The organism is Gulosibacter massiliensis, assembly GCF_900626105.1.
In the GTDB taxonomy this organism is placed as follows: domain Bacteria; phylum Actinomycetota; class Actinomycetes; order Actinomycetales; family Microbacteriaceae; genus Gulosibacter; species Gulosibacter sediminis.
The window spans coordinates 1,745,142-1,763,209 of sequence record NZ_UYZX01000001.1; the positions used below are offsets into that span (position 1 = coordinate 1,745,142).

Genomic DNA, 18,068 nt, shown 5'->3' on the forward strand with positions numbered 1-18,068 from the left:
ATTGTGGGCGAGCCGGGAGAAGGCAGCTAGGGTTCCGCCCCAGCCGGCTGGGGGTCTGTGACCGAGCGCTGCAGCTTCCGCCGAACAGGCGGGAGGGCACCTATTGGCACAAAATGCCCGAGGGGGATGGCTCAGCGCCAGCATGCGCGCTGACTGTCCCTTGACCTCGGAGGTTGTTGTGCTCGTTGACCAGTTCGATGTTTTTCTGCTTGATCTTGACGGCGTGGTTTACGTCGGAGACACCTTGCTTTCCGGCGTGACCGAAGCCTTGGCCAGCCTGCGGAGTCGGGGCCGGGTGGTCCGGTTCGTGACCAACGATCCCCGCCCGTCCCGCAAAGACGTCGTCCACCGTCTGGGCCGCCTGGGCGTGAGGGCCACCGTCGAGGAGATCGTATCTTCCGGGTGGGCTACGGCGTGCTGGCTGCGCCAGCAGGGCATTACCCGCGCCTATGTGGTGGGCAGTGATGGCCTCCGCGGCGAACTCGCGGCCCAAGGCGTGGAATCCGTGGAGGGGTCTGGGGCCGAGGCGGTGGTGGTCGGTTGCGACGAGACGGTGACCTACCGGGACCTCGCCCAGGCCACCGCCCTCCTGCGTACCGGCGTGCCGTTCGTGGCCACGAACGTGGACGCCACGTTCCCCACAGCGAGCGGCCCGTGGCCGGCCACCGGCGCGGTCGTCGCAGCGATCCAGACCGCCAGTGGGCGCCGACCGGTCGTGGTGGGCAAGCCGGGACCGGAGATGTTCCGCCTGGCCCAGCGCGGGCTCCCTGCTACGACGAGAGTGGTGGTCGTGGGGGACACCCCGGCTACGGACGTCGTCGGGGCGCACTGCGCGGGCCTGCCGGCGATCCTCGTCGCTCCCGCGACGCCGAGCAGCGGCCGTCGGCAGTGTGATCCCACCGTTGCGGAGGCCACGGTCACGGGCCTGGCCGGGCTGTTTGATCCGGCCCTTGACATCGGCCCGATGCGCCCGTCGCCGTACCCGTGGCCGGACGAGGTGCGGGCGGGTGTGGCCGCGGTGGTCTTCGACGAGGCCGGGCGCGTGCTACTGGGGCGCAGGCTGGACAACGGGCTGTGGGGACTGCCTTCGGGACACGTCGAGGTGGGCGAGACTGCCGCCCAGGCGGCGGTGCGGGAGGTCGCCGAAGAGACCGGCTTGCAGGTGCAAGTGCAGCGGCTGGTGGGGGTGTATTCGGACCCCGCCTCGCAGGTTTTCGCCTATCCCGACGGGAGAGTGACCCAGTTCGTCACCACCACCTTCGCCTGCCTCCCGCGCGGCGGTCAGATGCACCCTGATGGTGTGGAGACCTCACAGGCGGGTTTCTTCTCCCCGGATGAGCTTCCGGCACCGTTGCTCCCCATGCACCCGCGGTGGCTCACCGACGCCCTCTCAGGCGACACAGGACTCATCGACTGATAGGACGCATCCCCTTCGGGGCGCATGGTGTCAAAAGCGCTGGCGCTTCTCGTGCGGGGCACCGGCCTGAGCGCGCCGTTTACCTTGATCAACCCCGGGTCCGGTCTCCCACCGTCCGAGCAACACCACCGGACGGTAGGAGTCTCCAGGGCGGCGACCAGCTCTCGAAAGATCATGATGAGCGCGCGCCCAAGGGCGCACCGACCAATGACCTCAGATGGGCCAGGTCTCCTGCCGGTGGGCGGCGTCCCAGAACATCCACTCGTACTGGGTGGCGCGGTGGAACGCGGTGTGCATGCGCGCCAGTGTGCCGGGGCTGGCCTGGTCGGCGAGGTGGTCCACGATGTCCCGGGCGGTGTCGGTGGCGGCGGTGAAGTCTGGATCGCCGTAGGTGGCGATCCAGTCCCCGTACGGGTGCGTGCTCAGGTCTCCGACGGCGGCCTTCAAACGGGTGCCGACGTCGTCGTAGACCCAGAAGCACGGCAGGATGCCGGCCGCGAGGACCGGGTAGTTTCCCGCTGTCGCGAGGCTCAGCAGGTAGGAGGTGTAGGCAACCGTGGTCGGTGAGGGCTCGGCGGCGGTGAGGTCGGTGACGTGGGTGGCGTGCAGCTGCCGCTCGACCTCGACCACCTCCCGCGCGGCCTGCGCCCAGAATGCCATTTCCTCCGACGCCTGGGCCTGAGCGGCGGCCGCGGCCAGGACCCGGCCGTAGTCGGCCAGGTAGAGCGCGTCCTGGGCGAGGTAGTGCCGGAACGTCTCTTCCGCCAGGGTCGCGTCGCTCAGCTGGTGCAACAAGGGCAGCGCGTCGATCGCCTCGCGGACCCTGGCCGTGCGATGCCACGCCACGGTGCTGAACACGCCAGTGTCGTCGTGGTCGCGAATCGTCTCGGGCATGGAGGTGTGTGGGCTGGTCATCGGTCGCTGTCCTTCCAGTCGTTCTCGTCTTTCCAGATGTCGTGGCAGTGGTGCACGGGGCCGGGTCCGTGGCCGATGTGGAGCGCGTCGGCGGCCCGCAGGGTGCCGGTGAGCCAAGTCTTGGCCTGGCGGGTGGCCTCTAGCAGGGACCCGGTGCGCGGGGCGAGTGCGGCGATCGCGGAGGACAGGGCGCACCCGGTGCCGTGGGTGTTGACCGTGGCTACCCGCGGGCCGGTCAGCAGCTGCTCGCCCGCGTCGTCGAGCCACAGGTCGGTGGCGTGTGCGTCGCCGCCGAGGTGGCCCCCCTTGACCAGCACCCGCGCGGCGCCCAGCTCCCGGAGCGCGATGGCCTGGGCGCGCATGGTGTCGAGGTCTTCGGCGGGGTCGGCGTCGAGCAGCACGGCGGCCTCGGGGACGTTCGGCGTGATGAGGGAGACGTACGGCAGGAGTTGGCGCATCGGCTCGACGGCGTCCTCGGCCAGCAGCCGGGAACCGGCGGTGGACACCATGACGGGGTCGAGGACCACAACCGGCACCGCGTCGGAGCGCTTGTCGAGGAAGGCGAGGACGGTCTCGATGGTGGCCGCGGAGGCGAGCATCCCGATCTTGGCGGCGTCAACCGCCACGTCGTCTACGAGGGTGTCCAGCTGGGCGCGGACGAAGTCCGCGGGGACGACGTGGACACCGGTGACTCCCTGGGTGGACTGGGCGGTCAGTGAGGTGAGCACCGCGGTGCCGTAGGCACCCAGTGCGGAGAAGGTCTTGAGGTCGCCTTGAATACCGGCCCCGCCGGAGGGATCGGAGCCGGCGATCGTCAGCGCGATCGGTGGGCGGGGGTTCACGGTTGCCCGTCCCACGCGGCCCGCAGGCTCGCGGCCGCCACGGCTGGTTCCTCCGCGGCGCACACCGTCGAGACGACCGCCACGCCGGCGGCGCCGCTGTGGCGCAGCATGCCGGTGCGTTTCGTGGTGATGCCGCCGATGGCGACGACCGGCCACGGGCTCGCGGCGGCCACCGCAGCCACCCCGCCCGGGCCGATCGGAGTGCCGTGGTCAGGCTTGGTCGCCGTCGGCCACACCGGTCCAACGCCGAGGTAGTCCAAGACGCCGTCACCGAGCCCGCGTGCTGTGCGAACCTGCTCGATCGTGCTGACCGACAGCCCGACCATGGCGTCCGGCCCGAGCAACTGCCGGGCCTGAGCAGGCGGCATGTCGCGCTGACCGACGTGGACGCCGTCGGCGCCGATGTCCTGAACGAGGTGGACCCGGTCATCGATAATCAGCGGCACCCCGGTCCCCGCCAGCACCTCGCGGACCGCCACGCCGAGGGCGACGAAGTGGGCGTCGGTGGCGCCCGGGTCACGCAACTGCACCACGGTGACTCCGCCCGCGACCGCAGCCTGCACGGTCGCGGGCACCCCCCGTGGGCCGCACAAACCGGTGTCGGTGACCAGGTAGAGGCTGAGGTTCACCGGTCGGCGGGTCACCGGAGCACCACCTTCTCGGTCAGCTCCTGCGGGTTGAGGGTGGCGAGAGAGTCCAGCAGCGCAACGGCGAAGCTCCCCGGCCCGGCGGCACGCTCGGCCGCGACCTCGGCGGCCACGGTGTACGTCGCGGTCGCGGCCGTGGCGGCCAGGAGCGGGTCGTCGGTGGTGGCGGCGAAGGCAGCCATGAGCGCGCCCAGCGCGCCCCCACCGCCAGTGACCTGGGTCAACCATCGATGGCCGTTGGCCACCCGCACCAGCCGGGTGCCGTCGGTGAGGTGGTCGACCTCCCCGGAGACCGCGACGATGGTGCCGTGCTCCCGGGCCAGCGCCCGGCCGGCGTCGAGGGCATCCTCGGCGGCGTCGACGCTCTCCGGACCCCGCCCACCGCTGCCCCCACCGGCGAAAGCGAGAATCTCTGAGGGGTTGCCACGGACGAGTGCCGGGGAGGCGTGGGTGAGTGCCGGGGAGGCGTGGGCGAGCAGGTCGACGACAACCCGGCTGCGCCAGGCGAGCCCACCCACCCCGACCGGGTCGAGCACCCACGGGGTGCCGGCCGCCGCGGCGGCACTGACCGCGCCGTGCATCGCAGCCACCGTCGCCTCTTGGGGCGTGCCGAGGTTGACCAGGACCCCGTCGGCGACGGCGGCGAACGGCCCGGCTTCCTCCGGGTTGTCCACCATCGACGGACTGGCGCCGACCGCGAGCAGGACGTTCGCTGTCCACTGAGCGACGACGACGTTGGTCAGGCACTGCACCAGCGGGGCATGCCCGCGCATCGCAGCCAAGGCCTCGCCCACAGCGGCAGCATCGAGTGGGACAGTAGGGACGGAAGAAGGTGCCGACATCGGCGACGTTCCCTTCGCTAGTACGAACTAGATCAGGTTCAACGGGTGTGATCTCAGCCGTACCAGCACGGCACCCCGCGTCATTCACCAGCTTAACATCCGCACCGTTCCCAGCACCGTGCCCTCGCTTCAGCGATCGCAAAAGGGTCGCGCCTCGGACCGTCCGGGCGTGCTGTCACCAGTGCCCGGCTGCGCTACGGCGTTCCTTGGCCGCCGCAGCCCTCACCATGGCGCCTCACCAGACAACGGCTGCGCAACCTTAAAATGTGCAGTCGACTTCGGACACTCGTGCAGTGGACTTCGAAAACTGACAACAAGGAACGACGGCACGCCTGGCGGGCTGTCCCGTAAGACCCGTCCGGTGAACTGTCCGGTGAAGGGAGGCTATATGACACACTGGGGAGCATGTCCCCCTTGAAGGTCGGCTATGCCCGAGTCTCCACCGACGAGCAGGACCTGACCGCGCAGCGTGACGGACTCGCGGCGTTCGGCGTCGATCCCAAGCGCATCTACGTCGATCACGGGCTCACGGGCCGCAACGCCGACCGTGAGGGCCTGCGGCAGGCGCTGGCTGCCTGTCGGGACGGCGATACATTCGTGGTCACCAAGCTCGATCGGCTGGCGCGTTCAGTCCGTGATGCCCACCAGATCGCCGACGACCTCGCGGCGCGGGAAGTGAAGCTGAGCATCGCCGGATCGGTGTACGACCCGACCGACCCGATGGGGAAACTGTTGTTCAACGTGCTGGCGATGGTCGCCGAATTCGAAGCCGACCTCATCCGTGCCCGCACCCGCGAGGGGATGAAGGTCGCCAAGGCCAAGGGCCGGCTGCGCGGGAAGTCACCGAAACTCACCCCCCGGCAAGAAGCTCACCTCGTCCAGCTACATGCCGCCGACGAGCACACCGTGGGCGAGCTGGCCGAGCTGTTCAGCGTGGGCCGCTCCACGGTCTACCGCGCCCTTCAGCGCGCCGAGCGCGGGCGCGAGAACGCCTTGCAGTAGGTGCGTCGTGGACGCTCGAGCGCGGTGGCGAATCCTCAGGCTCCACGTCGAGGACCAGGTGCCCCTCGCGCGCTTAGCTCGCGAGACCGATGTAGGGCTGCGGACCCTGGAGCGCTGGCACGCCCGCTACCGCGCCGACGGCTACGCCGGACTGGAGACAGCCTCACGGGCGGACGCCGGCTCCCGCCGCCTTCCGCCCGACCTCGTCGACCTGATCGAGGGCCTGGCACTGAGCAAGCCGCGGCCGGCCATCGCCACGATCCATCGCAAAGTCACGGGCATCTGCGCCGCCCGGAGGTGGCCGGTCCCCTCCTACTCGGTGGTGTGGGACATCGTGCGGACCCTGGATCCCGGCATGGTCACCCTCGCCCTGGGGGGGCGCAGCGTCCTACCGCGACAAGCACGAGCTGGTGCTACGCCGGCAAGCAGAGCTGCCCAACGCGATGTGGCAATCCGATCACACCATGCTCGACATCCTGGTGGTGGGCACCGACGGCAAGCCTGCACGGCCATGGCTGACAACGATCCTCGACGACTGCTCCCGGGCGGTCTGCGGCTACACAGTCTTCCTGGGCGCACCGTCGGCGATGAACACCGCCCTGGCGCTACGCCAAGCGATCTGGCACAAGACCGACCCGGCCTGGCCGATGTGCGGCCTGCCCGACGTGCTCTACGTCGACCACGGCAGCGACTTCACCAGTGACCAGCTCGCCCACACCGCCGTCGACCTCCACATCCGACTGATCCACTCCACCGTCGCCCGACCCCAGGGACGGGGCAAGATCGAGCGGTTCTTCGGCACCATCAACACCGAGCTACTCGCCACCCTGCCCGGACACATCACCGAAGGGCACCCCTGGCCGACACCGAAACTGTCCCTGGCCGCCCTCGATAGCGCCCTGGAGGCGTTCGTGGCCACCTACAACGACCGCACGCACAGCGAGCTCGGAACCTCCCCGCGCAGCGCGTGGATCGCCGATGGCTGGCTGCCCCGAATGCCCGAGAGCCTGGAAGACCTCGACGGACTGCTGTTGACCGTCGCCAAGACCCGCGTCGTGCGCCGCGATGGCATCCGCTTCCAGGGCATGCGCTACGTCTCGCCAACTCTGGCAGGCTACGTCGGACGCTCGGTCGTGATCCGCTACGACCCCCGCGACATCACCGAGATCCGCGTCTTCGATCACGACGAATTCGTCTGCAAGGCCGTCAACCAAGAGCACCACGACCAGAAGGTCAGCCTCAAGGAGATCCAGGCCGCGCGCAACGCCCGCCGCCGGGCGCTGCGAGCCGGCATCAACGAACGCATCGCCCTCGTGGCCGCACCTACCGAGACACCACGGATCACCGAAGCACCGGCTCCGGCGCCGAGGTCGGCGTTGAAGATCTACAAGGAGGACCTCAGGTGAGCCAGCGCTTCATCGTCACCAAGGAGCACCGCCGCTTCACCGAGTTCGCCGACGCCGTGCGCCGCGGGCACACCATCGGTTTGTGCTTCGGATCAGCCGGCGTGGGAAAGACACTCTCCGCGCGCCGCTACGCACACTACGAGAAGGCTCATGACCTGCTGACCTACTGGGGGCCGCGCTCCGACAACGACGCCAAGATCTACGCCGCCTTGAACCGGAGCCGCACCGTGCTCTACACCCCCAGCGTGCTGACCACCCCGCGGACCCTGAAGGACGAGCTGACCCAAGCCATCACCCGCACCAACATGTGCATCGGGCAGCGCCTCGTACCTCCCGGCACGGCCACTCCCGAGGCCGGGGGATGGCGACACGGCAGGAACTACGTGGAGCTGATCATCGTCGACGAAGCCGAACGACTGCGTCCCGCCGCGCTGGAACTGCTGCGCGATCGCTACGACCGCGACGACATCGCCCTGATCCTGATCGGCATGCCCGGCCTGGAGAAGCAGTTCAGCCACTACCCCCAGTTCTACAGCCGAGTCGGCTTCGCCCACCAGTACCGGCCCCTGGGACAAGACGAACTGCTGTTCGTCCTCGAGCGACACTGGCGATCCCTCGGCAAGACCCTCGACCCCGACGACTTCACCGACGCCCAAGCCATCGCAGCCATCGCACGGATCACCCGCGGCAACTTCCGGCTCCTCGAACGCCTCTTCCCCCAGATCCAGCGGGTCCTGAAGATCAACGAACTCGACACCATCACCAACGACGTCATCGAAGCCGCACAGAGCACCCTGGTCATCGGTGTCACCTGACCCCGCCACGAAGCGACCGAAGAACCCCGCCATTCAGCAGACGAAGTCACAGTTTCAGGTCCGCACGTTTCGACGACTCCCAGTGCTGCGGCCCGTCGAGACATTCCTCAGTTGCTGCCGCAATCTCACCGTCGAGGATGCCGTGGTGATGCTCGACGCGTTGCTGACGAATAAGTCGCACTATCCTGGTCTCAGGTTGCATCAGCGCCCCGCAACCACGATGAAGTCACTCGAGGCGCGACTGCAAGAAGTGGGTCCGATTCCCGGGATCGGTACTGCGAGGGATGCCCTCGCATTAGCGCGCCGTCGCGTCGCTTCGCCCATGGAGACACGACTACGCCTCCTGCTCGTGCGATCCGGACTCCCCGAGCCCGAGGTGAACGGCATCGTGCAGTCGCACGAGGGGGACTGGTCGGCCGAGGTTGATCTGCTTTACCGCGAGGCAAAGATCGCCATCGAGTACGAAGGTGATGTGCACCGCACCGACGACAAGACGTTTCGGCGCGATCTCGAGCGAGAGCGGCGACTGCGGGCACTCGGCTACGAGTACGTCCGCGTCACCGTGACCGCCATGGGTGAAGACGGATCCCTCATCGCCGACCTCCGCGCGCTGCTGGCCCGGCGCTCGAACCCGCGCGCCGCATCCGCCATGCCTCTTGCTCCCTAGCTTCCCGGCTGCTTGCCCAAAGTGTCGCCGATGTCCCATTTCTGAGCGCGAAAGTGGGATGCCGGGGACACTCTGCTCTGGGTCGCGAGCGCGTGCCTGAGGCGGCTGAGACAGAGTGTCGCCGATGTCCCATTTTTCGGCTTGAAAGTGGGATTTTGGGGACACCCTGATGGCAGGGGCGGGATGTGCGGGCCGGGCGAGAGCGCGGGCCCGGATGGCGGGGCGGGATGCCGCGGGCGGGGAGGCGGCGCCCGCGCGGCCACGCCGCGCACGCCCCGGAAACGACGCGGGCGCCCCACCGGGGTGGGGCGCCCGCCAACGCACAGGATGCGCGACTTAGCCGAAGCGGCCGGGCACGTAGTCCTGGGTCTGGTTGTTGCTCGGGTTCTCGAAGATGGTGCGAGTGTCGTCGAACTCGATGAGCTTGCCCGGCTTGCCGGTACCCGCAATGTTGAAGAAGCCGGTCTTGTCGCTGACGCGAGTGGCCTGCTGCATGTTGTGGGTCACGATCACGATCGTGTAGTCGGTCTTGAGCTCGTGAATGAGGTCTTCGATCGCGAGCGTCGAGATCGGGTCGAGGGCCGAGCAGGGCTCGTCCATCAGGAGCACGTCGGGCTTCACCGCGATCGCGCGGGCGATGCACAGACGCTGCTGCTGACCACCCGAGAGGCCGCCACCAGGAGCGTCGAGACGGTCCTTGACCTCTTCCCAGAGGTTCGCGCCGCGCAGCGACTTCTCGACGAGCTCGGTCGCCTCCTTGTTGCCAATGCGCTTGTTGTTGAGGCGCACACCGGCGAGCACGTTCTCACGAATCGACATCGTGGGGAACGGGTTCGCGCGCTGGAACACCATGCCCACCTGGCGGCGCACGTTCACCGGGTCAACGCCCGTGCCGTAGAGGTCGTCGCCGTCGAGAAGCACCTCCCCGTCAACCCAAGCCTTGGGAATGACCTCGTGCATGCGGTTGAGGGTGCGGAGCACGGTCGACTTACCGCAACCCGACGGGCCGATGAAGGCGGTGACGCTCTTCGGCTCGATGGTCATGTTGACACCCTCGACAGCCTTGAACTTGTCGTAGTAGATGTCCAGGTCCTTGATTTCAATACGCTTCGACACTGTGAAAGATCCTTTGTTTCGAAGTTAAGCCCGACGACCTAGCGGTCCTTCTTGGGCGAGAAGTAGTAGCTGATGACGCGGCCGATGACGTTGAGCACGACCACGATGAGCAGCAGCGCGAGGGCGCCCGCCCACGAGAGCATCTCGGCCTCGTCACCGGTGAACTTCCACTGCTGGAACACGAGCGTCGGCAGCGTCGACATGGCGCCCTGGAACGGGTTCAGGTTCATGTTGATCGTCATACCGGCAGCAACCATCAGGGGAGCGGTCTCACCGATCACGCGGGCGATGGCCAGTAGCACACCGGTCACGAGACCACCGAGGCAGGTAGGAAGCACAACCTTGACGATCGTGCGCCACTTCGTCACACCGAGGGCGTAGGAGGCCTCGCGGAGGTCCATCGGCACGAGGCGAATCATCTCTTCAGCCGAGCGCACGACGGTCGGGATCATCAGCACCATGAGCGCGATCGAGCCAACGAAACCGCTCTTGATCGTGGTGATGTCACCGCCTGCCAGCTGCGTGAACAGCATGAACAGCGCGAAGGCGAACAGACCGGCGACGATCGAGGGAATACCCGTCATCACGTCGACGAAGAAGTTGAGCAGCTTGCTCAGCCAGTTGCCGCGCCCGTACTCGACGAGGTAGATCGCCGTGAAGATACCGATCGGCACCGACATGAGCGTCGTGAGGCCGGTGATCCAGAGCGTACCGATGATCGAGTTAAGCGCGCCTCGCTGGCCGGGCACCGCGGCGTCGCGAGTCCAGAAGTTGGCTTGGAGCAGGCCCGGGATACCGTTCACGAGGAGCGTGAAGATCAGCGAGAGCAGCGGGATCATCGCGATGACGAACGCCACCGTGAGCAGGCCCGACACGAAGCGGTTCGTGGCCTGGCGGGGACCCTCAACCTGGCGCGAGATGAAGTACACGCCGAGCAGGTAGACCAGGCCAGCGAGCGCGAGCCACGCGCCCCAGTTGAAGTTGAGCGTGAGCTTGCCGGTCTGCTCGGTGAAGATGAAGAGCGGGTCACCGCTCATGAGCCAGAGCAGACCGAAGATGATGGTCGAGATGACGAGTGCGCCAACGGCGATCAGACCGACCTGGCCACCCGAGAGGTGGCCGGCGGTAAGGGCGTTCTTGGCGCGACCCTTCGACGGGGCCGCAGGAGTTGTCGTGGTAGTAGACATGAACTGTTCCTCTCTACTTCTTCACGTTGCGGCTGATGATCCAGCGGCCGATCGAGTTCACGATCAGCGTGATCGCGAACAGGACAAGGCCACCGGCGATGAGCGTCGACGAGTTCTGGCCGTGCGCCTCGGGGAAGTTGAGGGCGATGGATGCGGCGATGGTGGTCGGGTTCTCGGAGGTGAGCAGCTTGAACGTCACCGCGCCCGTCGCCGACAGCACCATCGTGATGGCCATCGTTTCACCGAGCGCTCGACCGAGGGCGAGGATCGCGGAGGCGAACATACCCGAGGATGCGTAGGGGAAGACCGCCTGCTTCACCATCTCCCAGCGGGTCGCGCCGAGGGCGAGCGAGGCCTCCTCGTGCAGACGGGGGGTCTGCAGGAAGATCTCGCGGCTGAGCGACGTCATGATCGGGAGGATCATGATCGCGAGCACGATCGCGGCGGTAAGCATGTTCTTGCCGGTTGGCGTCGGGTTGCCCGCGAAGAGGGGAATCCAGCCGAGGTAGTTGCTGAGCCACGTGTAGAGCGGGCCGGCGATCGGCGCGAACACCAGGATGCCCCAGAGACCGAAGATGACCGAGGGGATCGCGGCGAGCATGTCAATGATGAAGCCGAGGGCGCCGGTGAGCTTGCGGCTCGCGAAGTGGCTGATGAAGAGGGCCACCGCGACGCCGACCGGGAACGCCATGATCATCGCGAGCAGCGACGCCCAGACGGTGCCGAACACGAGCGGGGCGATGTAGCCGAGGAAGCCGCCGTTCTGGCGGAGCGAGTCGGCCGAGTCTTCGGCGACCGGGGTGGTGATGGCCGGCAGGCCCTGGATCAGCAGGAAGAAGAACACTGCGGCCAGGATCGCCAGAATGAGCGCGCCGGAAGTGGTGGAAATGGTCTCGAAAACGGTGTCGCCAACGCGTCGGACCGCTTTGGCGCGAGCCGGAGGCGTCGGGGTCGCCGTGTCAGTGGTGGTCATCTGACGTGCCTTCCTCAGTGAAACGTGGGGGTGAGGTAAGTCTCAAGGTCGGGGGGCGCTTCTACGCAGTAAGTGCCCGGTACCGGCATAATGCACGGCACCGGGCACCTTACTTCACTGCGAGAAACGCAGTAGGAGTACTACTGGATCGCGTCAATCGCGGTCTGGGCCTCGCTGCGGATCTCGTCCGAGATCGGGGCGTTGCCGGCAACCGAAGCCGCGGCGTCCTGCGCCTCAGGGGTGATGACGTAGTTGAAGTAGGCCTTCACGAGCTCGCCCTTGGCGTCGTCCTGGTAGTCGGCGCAGCCGATGAGGTACGACACGAGAACAATCGGGTAGGCACCCTCAACGCCGGTGTAGTCGAGCGCGTAGGCGAGGTCGGTCGCGGCGCGGCCCTCCTCGAGCGACGAGCCAGCAACAACCTGCGCGGCAGCCTCGGGGCTGTACGGCACGAACTCCGAACCCGACTTGATCGCAGCGGTCTGCAGGTCGGTCGCAGCCGAAGCGTCGAGGTAACCGATGGTGCCCTCACCAGCAGCAACGGCCTCAGCAACACCAGCGGTCTGGTTCGCGGCCTCGCCACCAAGGTCGGCCGGGAAGTCGTCCTCGTCGCCGTAGGTCCAGGTGTCGGGAGCGGCCTCGGTGAGGTACGCGGTGAAGTTACCGGTGGTACCCGACTTGTCGCCACGGTGCACAGCGGTGATGGTGGTGTCGGGGAGGTCGACGCCCTCGTTGATCGCGGCGATGGCTGGGTCGTTCCAGGTGGTGACCTCGCCCGCGTAAATCTTGGCGATGGTCTCGGCGTCAAGGTTGAGGCCGTCGACGCCCGGAAGGTTGTACGCCACCGCGATCGGCGAGATGTAGGCGGGGAACTCGACGAGGTCGGTGCCGTCGGCGCAGAGCGGGAAGGTGCTCTCTTCGATCTCGTCGGTCTTGTAGGCGCGGTCCGAACCGATGAAGTCCGACGAGCCAGCGACGAAGTTCTCGCGGCCGGTGCCCGAACCAGTGGCCTCGTAGTTGACGGTGACGCCAGACTCGATGCCCTGGAAGCCGGGAACCCAAGCGTTGAGCTGAGCCTGCTCCTGCGAGCTCGCGCCCGTCGCGTTGAGGCTGCCCGAGAGCGAGCCGCCGCCGGCAGCTGCGGTCGAGTCCGCGCCGCTGGTCGAGTCGGTACCTGCGTCGCCGCCAGCGCAGCCGGCAAGAGCGAGCGCGGCAATTGCGGTCATGGCGACCGATGCGCCAACACGCGAAAGCTTCATTGAGTTTCCTCCATAAGAAACGTATTTGGTTTCGAACCTGTTCGGGTTCGTGAACCGAAACTATGCGTGGGCGGTAACGTACTTGCAGCGGAAATATGAACGCGCGGTGAACGATCCCTGGTGGCCGTGACAAATGAATGCAATCTGTCATTGATGCGTACGCAACATGAATCGGGGCTGATCACGGCGCGAATTTCGCGCGGCTAGGGATGCGCAGGCGGCCCAGGCGTGTTAGATGCGCGGGCCCTGAGTTTCGACCGCGACGAGGCCGCGTTCGGTGCCCTCGGCGGGCACGTGTAGCAGCGTGAACTCGGCGGTCGAGAGCATCGCATAGCGCGACAGCGGCGCCGGTTCGTTGCCGCAGGCGCGTGCGACGGAGCGCACGATGTCGGGCATGACGGGGGAGTGGCTGCAGATAACTACGGTGCTCGGCTCGGCGAGGGCCGACAGGACGACCTCGTCGACGTCGCCGTCGCCCGGGCCTGCCGACTGCGAGATCGCTCGCTCGCTTGAGGGGACAAGCCCGAGCGTGCTGGCGACGGGGCTCACGGTCGTGAGGCAGCGCACGGCCGTCGACGACACGATGCGCTTCGGTCCGTACGCCTCGAGGATGTCCGCGACCTGCTCGGCCTGCTCTTGGCCGCGCGAGGTGAGCGGCCGCGATTCGTCGTTGCCGGGCCACGACAGGGGCGGCACCGCCTGCGCGTGCCGCAGCGCGATTACGGCAAAGGTGCGCGCCGTGCCGGCCTTGATGCGCTCGTGCAGCACCGCGAGGAGCTCTTTGTCACGACCGTAGGTGAGGTGCTTGCTCGCCTTCTTCAGGCCCATCCACTCGAGCTTGTCGACCTCGTCGTTCGGCACGAACTCGTTGCGCGCGACCTCCTCAGCAGGCACTTCGGCGGCCCAGTAGTGGACCTCCTTCGGCCGCCCGCTCGGCAGCGTGTACTCGATCGAGCCGAGCGGCGCATCCAAGGTCACCCGAAAGCCGGTCTCCTCGCGAATCTCGCGCACCGCAGTCTCGGGCAGCGTCTCGCCCGGGTCAACCTTGCCCTTCGGGAACGAGTAGTCGCCGTGGCGGTCGCGGTGAATCACGAGCACCCGCGGCTTCTCACCGTCCATGTGCCAGAGGATGGCGCCGGCGGCATAGACGGTGTCGTCACGAAGTGCGGTGGTCATCGACGAGGTGCTCCAGAGAATCGATCAGGATGCGCGGGCTCGGCCGCGCGGGGACGCTTCCGAATGCTAACGCAGGGTGTGGCGCATCGGACGCGCTTGGATGCGGCGCATCAGCTCGTCGTGGAGCTGGGGCAGCCGGCGACCATTCTCGTCGACGCTGCGGCGCACCCACTCGCCGCTCGACTCGAGCGTCCACGTCGAGTAGTCGTTCGACATGCCCATGTCGAAGAAGTCCTCGAGTTCCTTGACGTGGTGCGGGTCGGCGAGGCGAACCAGCGCCTCGATGCGGCGGTCGAGGTTGCGGTGCATCATGTCGGCCGAACCGATGTACGTCTGCGTGTCGCCACCGTTGTGGAACGTGAAGATACGCGAGTGCTCGAGATAGCGGCCGACGACCGAGCGCACCTGGATGGTCTCGCTGAGGCCGGGCACGCCCGGGCGGATGCCGCAGATGCCGCGCACGTAGATGTCAACGGGCACGCCGGCCTGCGAGGCCGCGTAGAGCGCGTCGATGATCTCCTCGTCGATTATCGAGTTCACCTTGATGCGGATGCGGCTCTCCTCGCCGCGCAGTGCGGCCTGGCGCTCGCGGTCGATGAGGTCGAGCAGGCCCTTGCGCAGGTGGAGCGGCGCGACGAGCAGGCGCTTGAAGTCGCGCTCGATCGCGTAGCCCGAGAGCTGGTTGAACAGGCGGGTCACGTCACCCGAGACCTCGGGGTCGCAGGTGAACAGGCCGAGGTCCTCGTAGATGCGCGAGGTCTTCGGGTTGTAGTTGCCCGTGCCGATGTGGTTGTAGGCGCGCAGCTTGCCGTCTTCGCGGCGCAGCACCTGCAGGAGCTTGCAGTGGGTCTTGAGGCCGACGAGGCCGTAGACGACGTGCACGCCCGCCTTCTCGAGCTTGCGGGCCCAGACGATATTGTTCTGCTCGTCGAAGCGCGCCTTGATCTCGACGAGGGCGAGCACCTGCTTGCCCGACTCGGCCGCCTTGATGAGCGCCGCGACGATCGGCGAGTCACCCGAGGTGCGGTAGAGCGTCTGCTTGATCGCGAGCACATCCGGGTCGGAGGCGGCCTGCTCGATGAACTCGACCACGCTGGTCGAGAACGATTCGTACGGGTGGTGCACCAGCACATCCCGCTCGGCGATCGCCCGGAACACGTCGGGCGACTCGTCGGAGTCAGAGGTGCGGAACGCGGGGTGCGTCACCGGCACGTGCGTCGAGAATTTGAGGTCGGGGCGGTTGATGCCGCCGAGCGCGAAGAGCGAGGTGAGGTCAAGCGGGCTCGGCAGCACCGTGACGGCTTCGTCGTCGACGTCGAGCTCGTCCTTGAGCAGGTCGAGCGTCTCGTCGTCCATGTCCTCCGACACCTCGAGGCGGATCGGCGGGCCGAAGCGGCGACGCAGCAGCTCCTTCTCGAGCGCCTGGAGGAGGTTCTCGGTCTCGTCCTCCTCGATCGTCACGTCCTCGTTGCGGGTGACGCGGAACGCGTGGTGGTCGAGCACCTCCATGCCGGGGAAGAGGGCGTCGAGGTGCTGCGCGATGAGGTCCTCGAGCAGGATGTACCAGGTCTCGCCTTCGGGCGCGTCGAGCGGGTAGAGGCGCGGGAGCATCGGCGGCACCTTGAGGCGCGCGAACTCGGCCTTGCCCGCCGTCGGGTTCTGCACGCGCACCGAGAGGTTGAGCGAGAGGCCCGAGATGTACGGGAACGGGTGGGCCGGGTCGACCGCCAGCGGCATCAGCACGGGGAAGATCTCGGTGCCGAACACCTCGGTGAGCTTCGCCTGCTGCTCGGCGCTGAGGTCGTTCCAGGCGAGGATGTGGATGCCCTCCGCGGCGAGCGCGGGCCGGATCGAGTCGCGGAAGTGCTCGGCGTGGCGCACCTGGAGGTCGCGCGCGGCGGCGCGGATGGTCGCGAGCTCCTGGCGCGGCGGCACACCCGCGGGGGTGGGCACCGCGAGGCCGGTGTCGATGCGGCGCTTCAAACCCGCGACGCGCACCATGAACCACTCGTCGAGGTTCGAGGGGAAGATCGCCATGAAGTTCGTGCGCTCAAGGAGCGGCACGTTGGCGTCTTCGCCGAGCTCGAGGACCCGCTGGTTGAACGCGAGCCAGCTCGTCTCGCGGTCGATGTAGCGGTCGAGGCCGATCGTGTCGTTCGTCACGGGAGTTCCGGTGTCCATAAGACGCATCTTTCCTAGTGCCGGTAAACGGTGGGTAATGGAGCGGGCGAGCGCCCAGGGGTGGTCGGAGGCTCGGCGGTTAGCGGTATTGCACGTCGAGCGAGCGCGGCGTGAAGCCGAGCTTGCGGTACAGCTCGACGGCGCGCTCGTTGTCGCCGTCAACGTAGAGCACTGCGGCGTCGGCGCCGGTCTCCCGCAAACGGGCGAGGCCCGCCTGCATAAGCGCCTTACCGAAGCCGGTGCCCGCGGCCTCGGGGGCCACGCCGACGACGTAGATTTCGGCCTCATCGTCGGTCACCTTGAGCCAGTTGTAGCCGAGCAGAATGCCGCCCGCGCCCTCGAGCACGAGGAAGTTGTCGGCCGAGAACCACGGCTGCGCGATGCGGTCGGCGAGGTCGTCGCGGGTGATCGAGCCCTGCTCGGGGTGGTCGCGGAAGACGCGAGCGTTGAGCTCGACCCAAGCGTTTGCATCCGCCTCCTCGTTGAAGGGGCGGATGCGCACGCCCGACGGCAGCTGTGCTGGCGCCGTCTCGTCTTCGGTGAGCGGCCGCTCGAGCACGTAGAGGCGGCGGGTCGCGGTGAGGCCGGATTTCTGCGCGAGCTGTTGGGCCTGCGGCAGGTCGCCGTGGGCCCAGAACACGCTCGGGCCGGCCGAGCGGATGCGGTCGACGAGTTCGTGGCCGAGACCGAGCCCGCGCGCAGTCGGGGCCACGGCCAGCTCGGCCTCGATCGTGCCGTCGTCGAGCGCGTGCGTCAGCGCGAGGGCATCGATGTCGCCGCTGTCGCCGCGGATGACGCGGGCCTCGCGTTCGGCTGGATTGAGCATCGTGGCCTCGTTGAAGGGGGCGACCCCATCGGCCGACGTGACGAGAGCGCTGAACTCTTCGAATTCGGCGCCCAGATCTGCTGCGGTGAGGTGAGGTGAGGCCATTGCTTCACTGTACTGGGCGCGGGTGACGCGTGCGGGTGAGCGTTTCATGTGGCGGGCGGGGAGTCGTATTTCGGTGAGAAGCACTGGGGCTGATGGTTGCTACGCGCTTGCGGATGGGCGGTGCGTAGACTGTGGCGCATGTCCGATGCGCCCACGCCACGAGAAGCCGACGCGCGCCCCGAATCGCGGGCGTCGCGGCTGCGCATCGTGGCGGTGTGGGCCGTGGCCGTGGTGGCCGCCGTGCTCGTGGGCGTGCTCGCGTCGCCGGAGCGGCAGCTCACCTGGGTGCCGATCGCGATGCTCCTGCTGCTGTTCTTCACCGCGATCATGCAGCTCGTCGAGGGCCAGCCCGAGGGCTTCATTCACCGCTTCGCGCTGAGTCTGACCGGCGCCGGGGTGGTCATGGCGATCGCGTCATTCGTCTTCGTGCTGATGGGTGCGCACGCGACCGTTCTCAACCCGTAGCTGCGCGCGTCGTTGGCCGCGCGTGCTGCCGGCTGGTGCATCCGGGCGGTGCTGCTCCCGCGCATCCGATGCATTCGTGCGTTGCTGTTCCCGTGCATCCGGATGTTGCTGTTCCGACGCATCCGACCGGATCTGTCCCACCACAACAGGGTGTTCCGGCAAGCAACGCACGCACGGTGCAGTTTTCTAACTTTGATGCGGTTTTCGCGGCTTTGGATGCGCGGGCC

17 protein-coding genes and 1 riboswitch are annotated in these 18,068 nt (G+C 67.6%); of the genes, 6 read left to right on the top strand and 11 right to left on the bottom strand.

Going from position 1 to position 18,068, the window contains the following annotated elements:
* Window positions 1–178 precede the first annotated feature (178 nt).
* Window positions 179–1,417 carry an HAD-IIA family hydrolase gene (locus tag EJL01_RS08340; RefSeq protein WP_006590959.1) on the top strand — a complete coding sequence of 413 codons (1,239 nt, stop codon included), beginning with the start codon at window positions 179–181 and terminating at the stop codon, window positions 1,415–1,417.
* A 213-nt stretch (window positions 1,418–1,630) separates the two neighbouring features.
* On the opposite strand, the gene EJL01_RS08345 is transcribed toward EJL01_RS08340, so the two are convergent.
* The 4 genes from EJL01_RS08345 to thiM form a co-directional block, all read right to left on the bottom strand.
* Window positions 1,631–2,332, bottom strand: coding sequence for a TenA family protein (locus tag EJL01_RS08345; protein ID WP_017824196.1), 702 nt, complete (start codon window positions 2,330–2,332; stop codon window positions 1,631–1,633).
* Window positions 2,329–3,174, bottom strand: a complete 846-nt coding sequence (gene thiD / locus EJL01_RS08350) for a bifunctional hydroxymethylpyrimidine kinase/phosphomethylpyrimidine kinase (RefSeq protein ID WP_006590957.1) — start codon at window positions 3,172–3,174, stop codon at window positions 2,329–2,331. The genes EJL01_RS08345 and thiD overlap by 4 nt, the downstream gene beginning before the upstream one ends.
* Window positions 3,171–3,818: a thiamine phosphate synthase gene (thiE, locus tag EJL01_RS08355; RefSeq protein WP_006590956.1), complete on the bottom strand. Its 648-nt coding sequence runs from the start codon at window positions 3,816–3,818 to the stop codon at window positions 3,171–3,173. Before thiE ends, thiD begins: the two co-directional genes overlap by 4 nt.
* Window positions 3,815–4,663: a hydroxyethylthiazole kinase gene (gene thiM / locus EJL01_RS08360; protein WP_164509757.1), complete on the bottom strand. Its 849-nt coding sequence runs from the start codon at window positions 4,661–4,663 to the stop codon at window positions 3,815–3,817. The genes thiE and thiM overlap by 4 nt, the downstream gene beginning before the upstream one ends.
* Window positions 4,655–4,751, bottom strand: a riboswitch (TPP riboswitch). Its footprint overlaps the gene before it by 9 nt.
* 317 nt (window positions 4,752–5,068) lie before the next feature.
* On the opposite strand from thiM, the gene EJL01_RS08365 reads away from it, so the two are divergent.
* From EJL01_RS08365 to EJL01_RS08380, 4 genes are all read left to right on the top strand, one after another.
* The gene (locus EJL01_RS08365) at window positions 5,069–5,665 is read left to right on the top strand and encodes a recombinase family protein (RefSeq protein WP_010534181.1); all 597 of its coding nucleotides are present in this window, start codon (window positions 5,069–5,071) and stop codon (window positions 5,663–5,665) included.
* Between the two features lie 464 nt (window positions 5,666–6,129).
* Window positions 6,130–7,071 carry a Mu transposase C-terminal domain-containing protein gene (locus tag EJL01_RS08370; protein ID WP_428831966.1) on the top strand — a complete coding sequence of 314 codons (942 nt, stop codon included), beginning with the start codon at window positions 6,130–6,132 and terminating at the stop codon, window positions 7,069–7,071.
* Window positions 7,068–7,886, top strand: coding sequence for an AAA family ATPase (locus EJL01_RS08375; RefSeq protein WP_125107091.1), 819 nt, complete (start codon window positions 7,068–7,070; stop codon window positions 7,884–7,886). The genes EJL01_RS08370 and EJL01_RS08375 overlap by 4 nt, the downstream gene beginning before the upstream one ends.
* A gap of 322 nt (window positions 7,887–8,208) precedes the next feature.
* A complete protein-coding gene (locus tag EJL01_RS08380; protein ID WP_125107092.1) occupies window positions 8,209–8,553 on the top strand; it encodes a hypothetical protein in 345 nt (114 codons plus the stop codon).
* Between the two features lie 336 nt (window positions 8,554–8,889).
* Here EJL01_RS08380 and pstB read toward each other — a convergent pair whose 3' ends face one another.
* The 7 genes from pstB to mshD form a co-directional block, all read right to left on the bottom strand.
* Complete coding sequence (gene pstB, locus EJL01_RS08385) at window positions 8,890–9,669, bottom strand: phosphate ABC transporter ATP-binding protein PstB (protein WP_125107093.1); 780 nt, start codon at window positions 9,667–9,669, stop codon at window positions 8,890–8,892.
* A 38-nt stretch (window positions 9,670–9,707) separates the two neighbouring features.
* The gene (pstA, locus tag EJL01_RS08390; RefSeq protein ID WP_125107094.1) at window positions 9,708–10,856 is read right to left on the bottom strand and encodes a phosphate ABC transporter permease PstA; all 1,149 of its coding nucleotides are present in this window, start codon (window positions 10,854–10,856) and stop codon (window positions 9,708–9,710) included.
* Window positions 10,857–10,869: 13 nt separating this feature from the next.
* Complete coding sequence (pstC, locus tag EJL01_RS08395) at window positions 10,870–11,829, bottom strand: phosphate ABC transporter permease subunit PstC (protein WP_125107095.1); 960 nt, start codon at window positions 11,827–11,829, stop codon at window positions 10,870–10,872.
* 140 nt (window positions 11,830–11,969) lie between these two features.
* The gene (gene pstS / locus EJL01_RS08400; RefSeq protein WP_125107096.1) at window positions 11,970–13,088 is read right to left on the bottom strand and encodes a phosphate ABC transporter substrate-binding protein PstS; all 1,119 of its coding nucleotides are present in this window, start codon (window positions 13,086–13,088) and stop codon (window positions 11,970–11,972) included.
* Window positions 13,089–13,319: 231 nt separating this feature from the next.
* Window positions 13,320–14,264, bottom strand: coding sequence for an NUDIX hydrolase (locus EJL01_RS08405; RefSeq protein WP_125107097.1), 945 nt, complete (start codon window positions 14,262–14,264; stop codon window positions 13,320–13,322).
* Between the two features lie 66 nt (window positions 14,265–14,330).
* Entirely contained in the window at window positions 14,331–16,445 is a 2,115-nt protein-coding gene (locus EJL01_RS08410; protein WP_125107098.1) for an RNA degradosome polyphosphate kinase, read from the bottom strand.
* A 79-nt stretch (window positions 16,446–16,524) separates the two neighbouring features.
* A complete protein-coding gene (mshD, locus tag EJL01_RS08415) occupies window positions 16,525–17,376 on the bottom strand; it encodes a mycothiol synthase (RefSeq protein WP_164509759.1) in 852 nt (283 codons plus the stop codon).
* 138 nt (window positions 17,377–17,514) lie between these two features.
* Here mshD and EJL01_RS08420 point away from each other — a divergent pair, with 138 nt between their 5' ends.
* The gene (locus EJL01_RS08420) at window positions 17,515–17,841 is read left to right on the top strand and encodes a hypothetical protein (RefSeq protein ID WP_125107100.1); all 327 of its coding nucleotides are present in this window, start codon (window positions 17,515–17,517) and stop codon (window positions 17,839–17,841) included.
* Window positions 17,842–18,068: the final 227 nt, after the last annotated feature.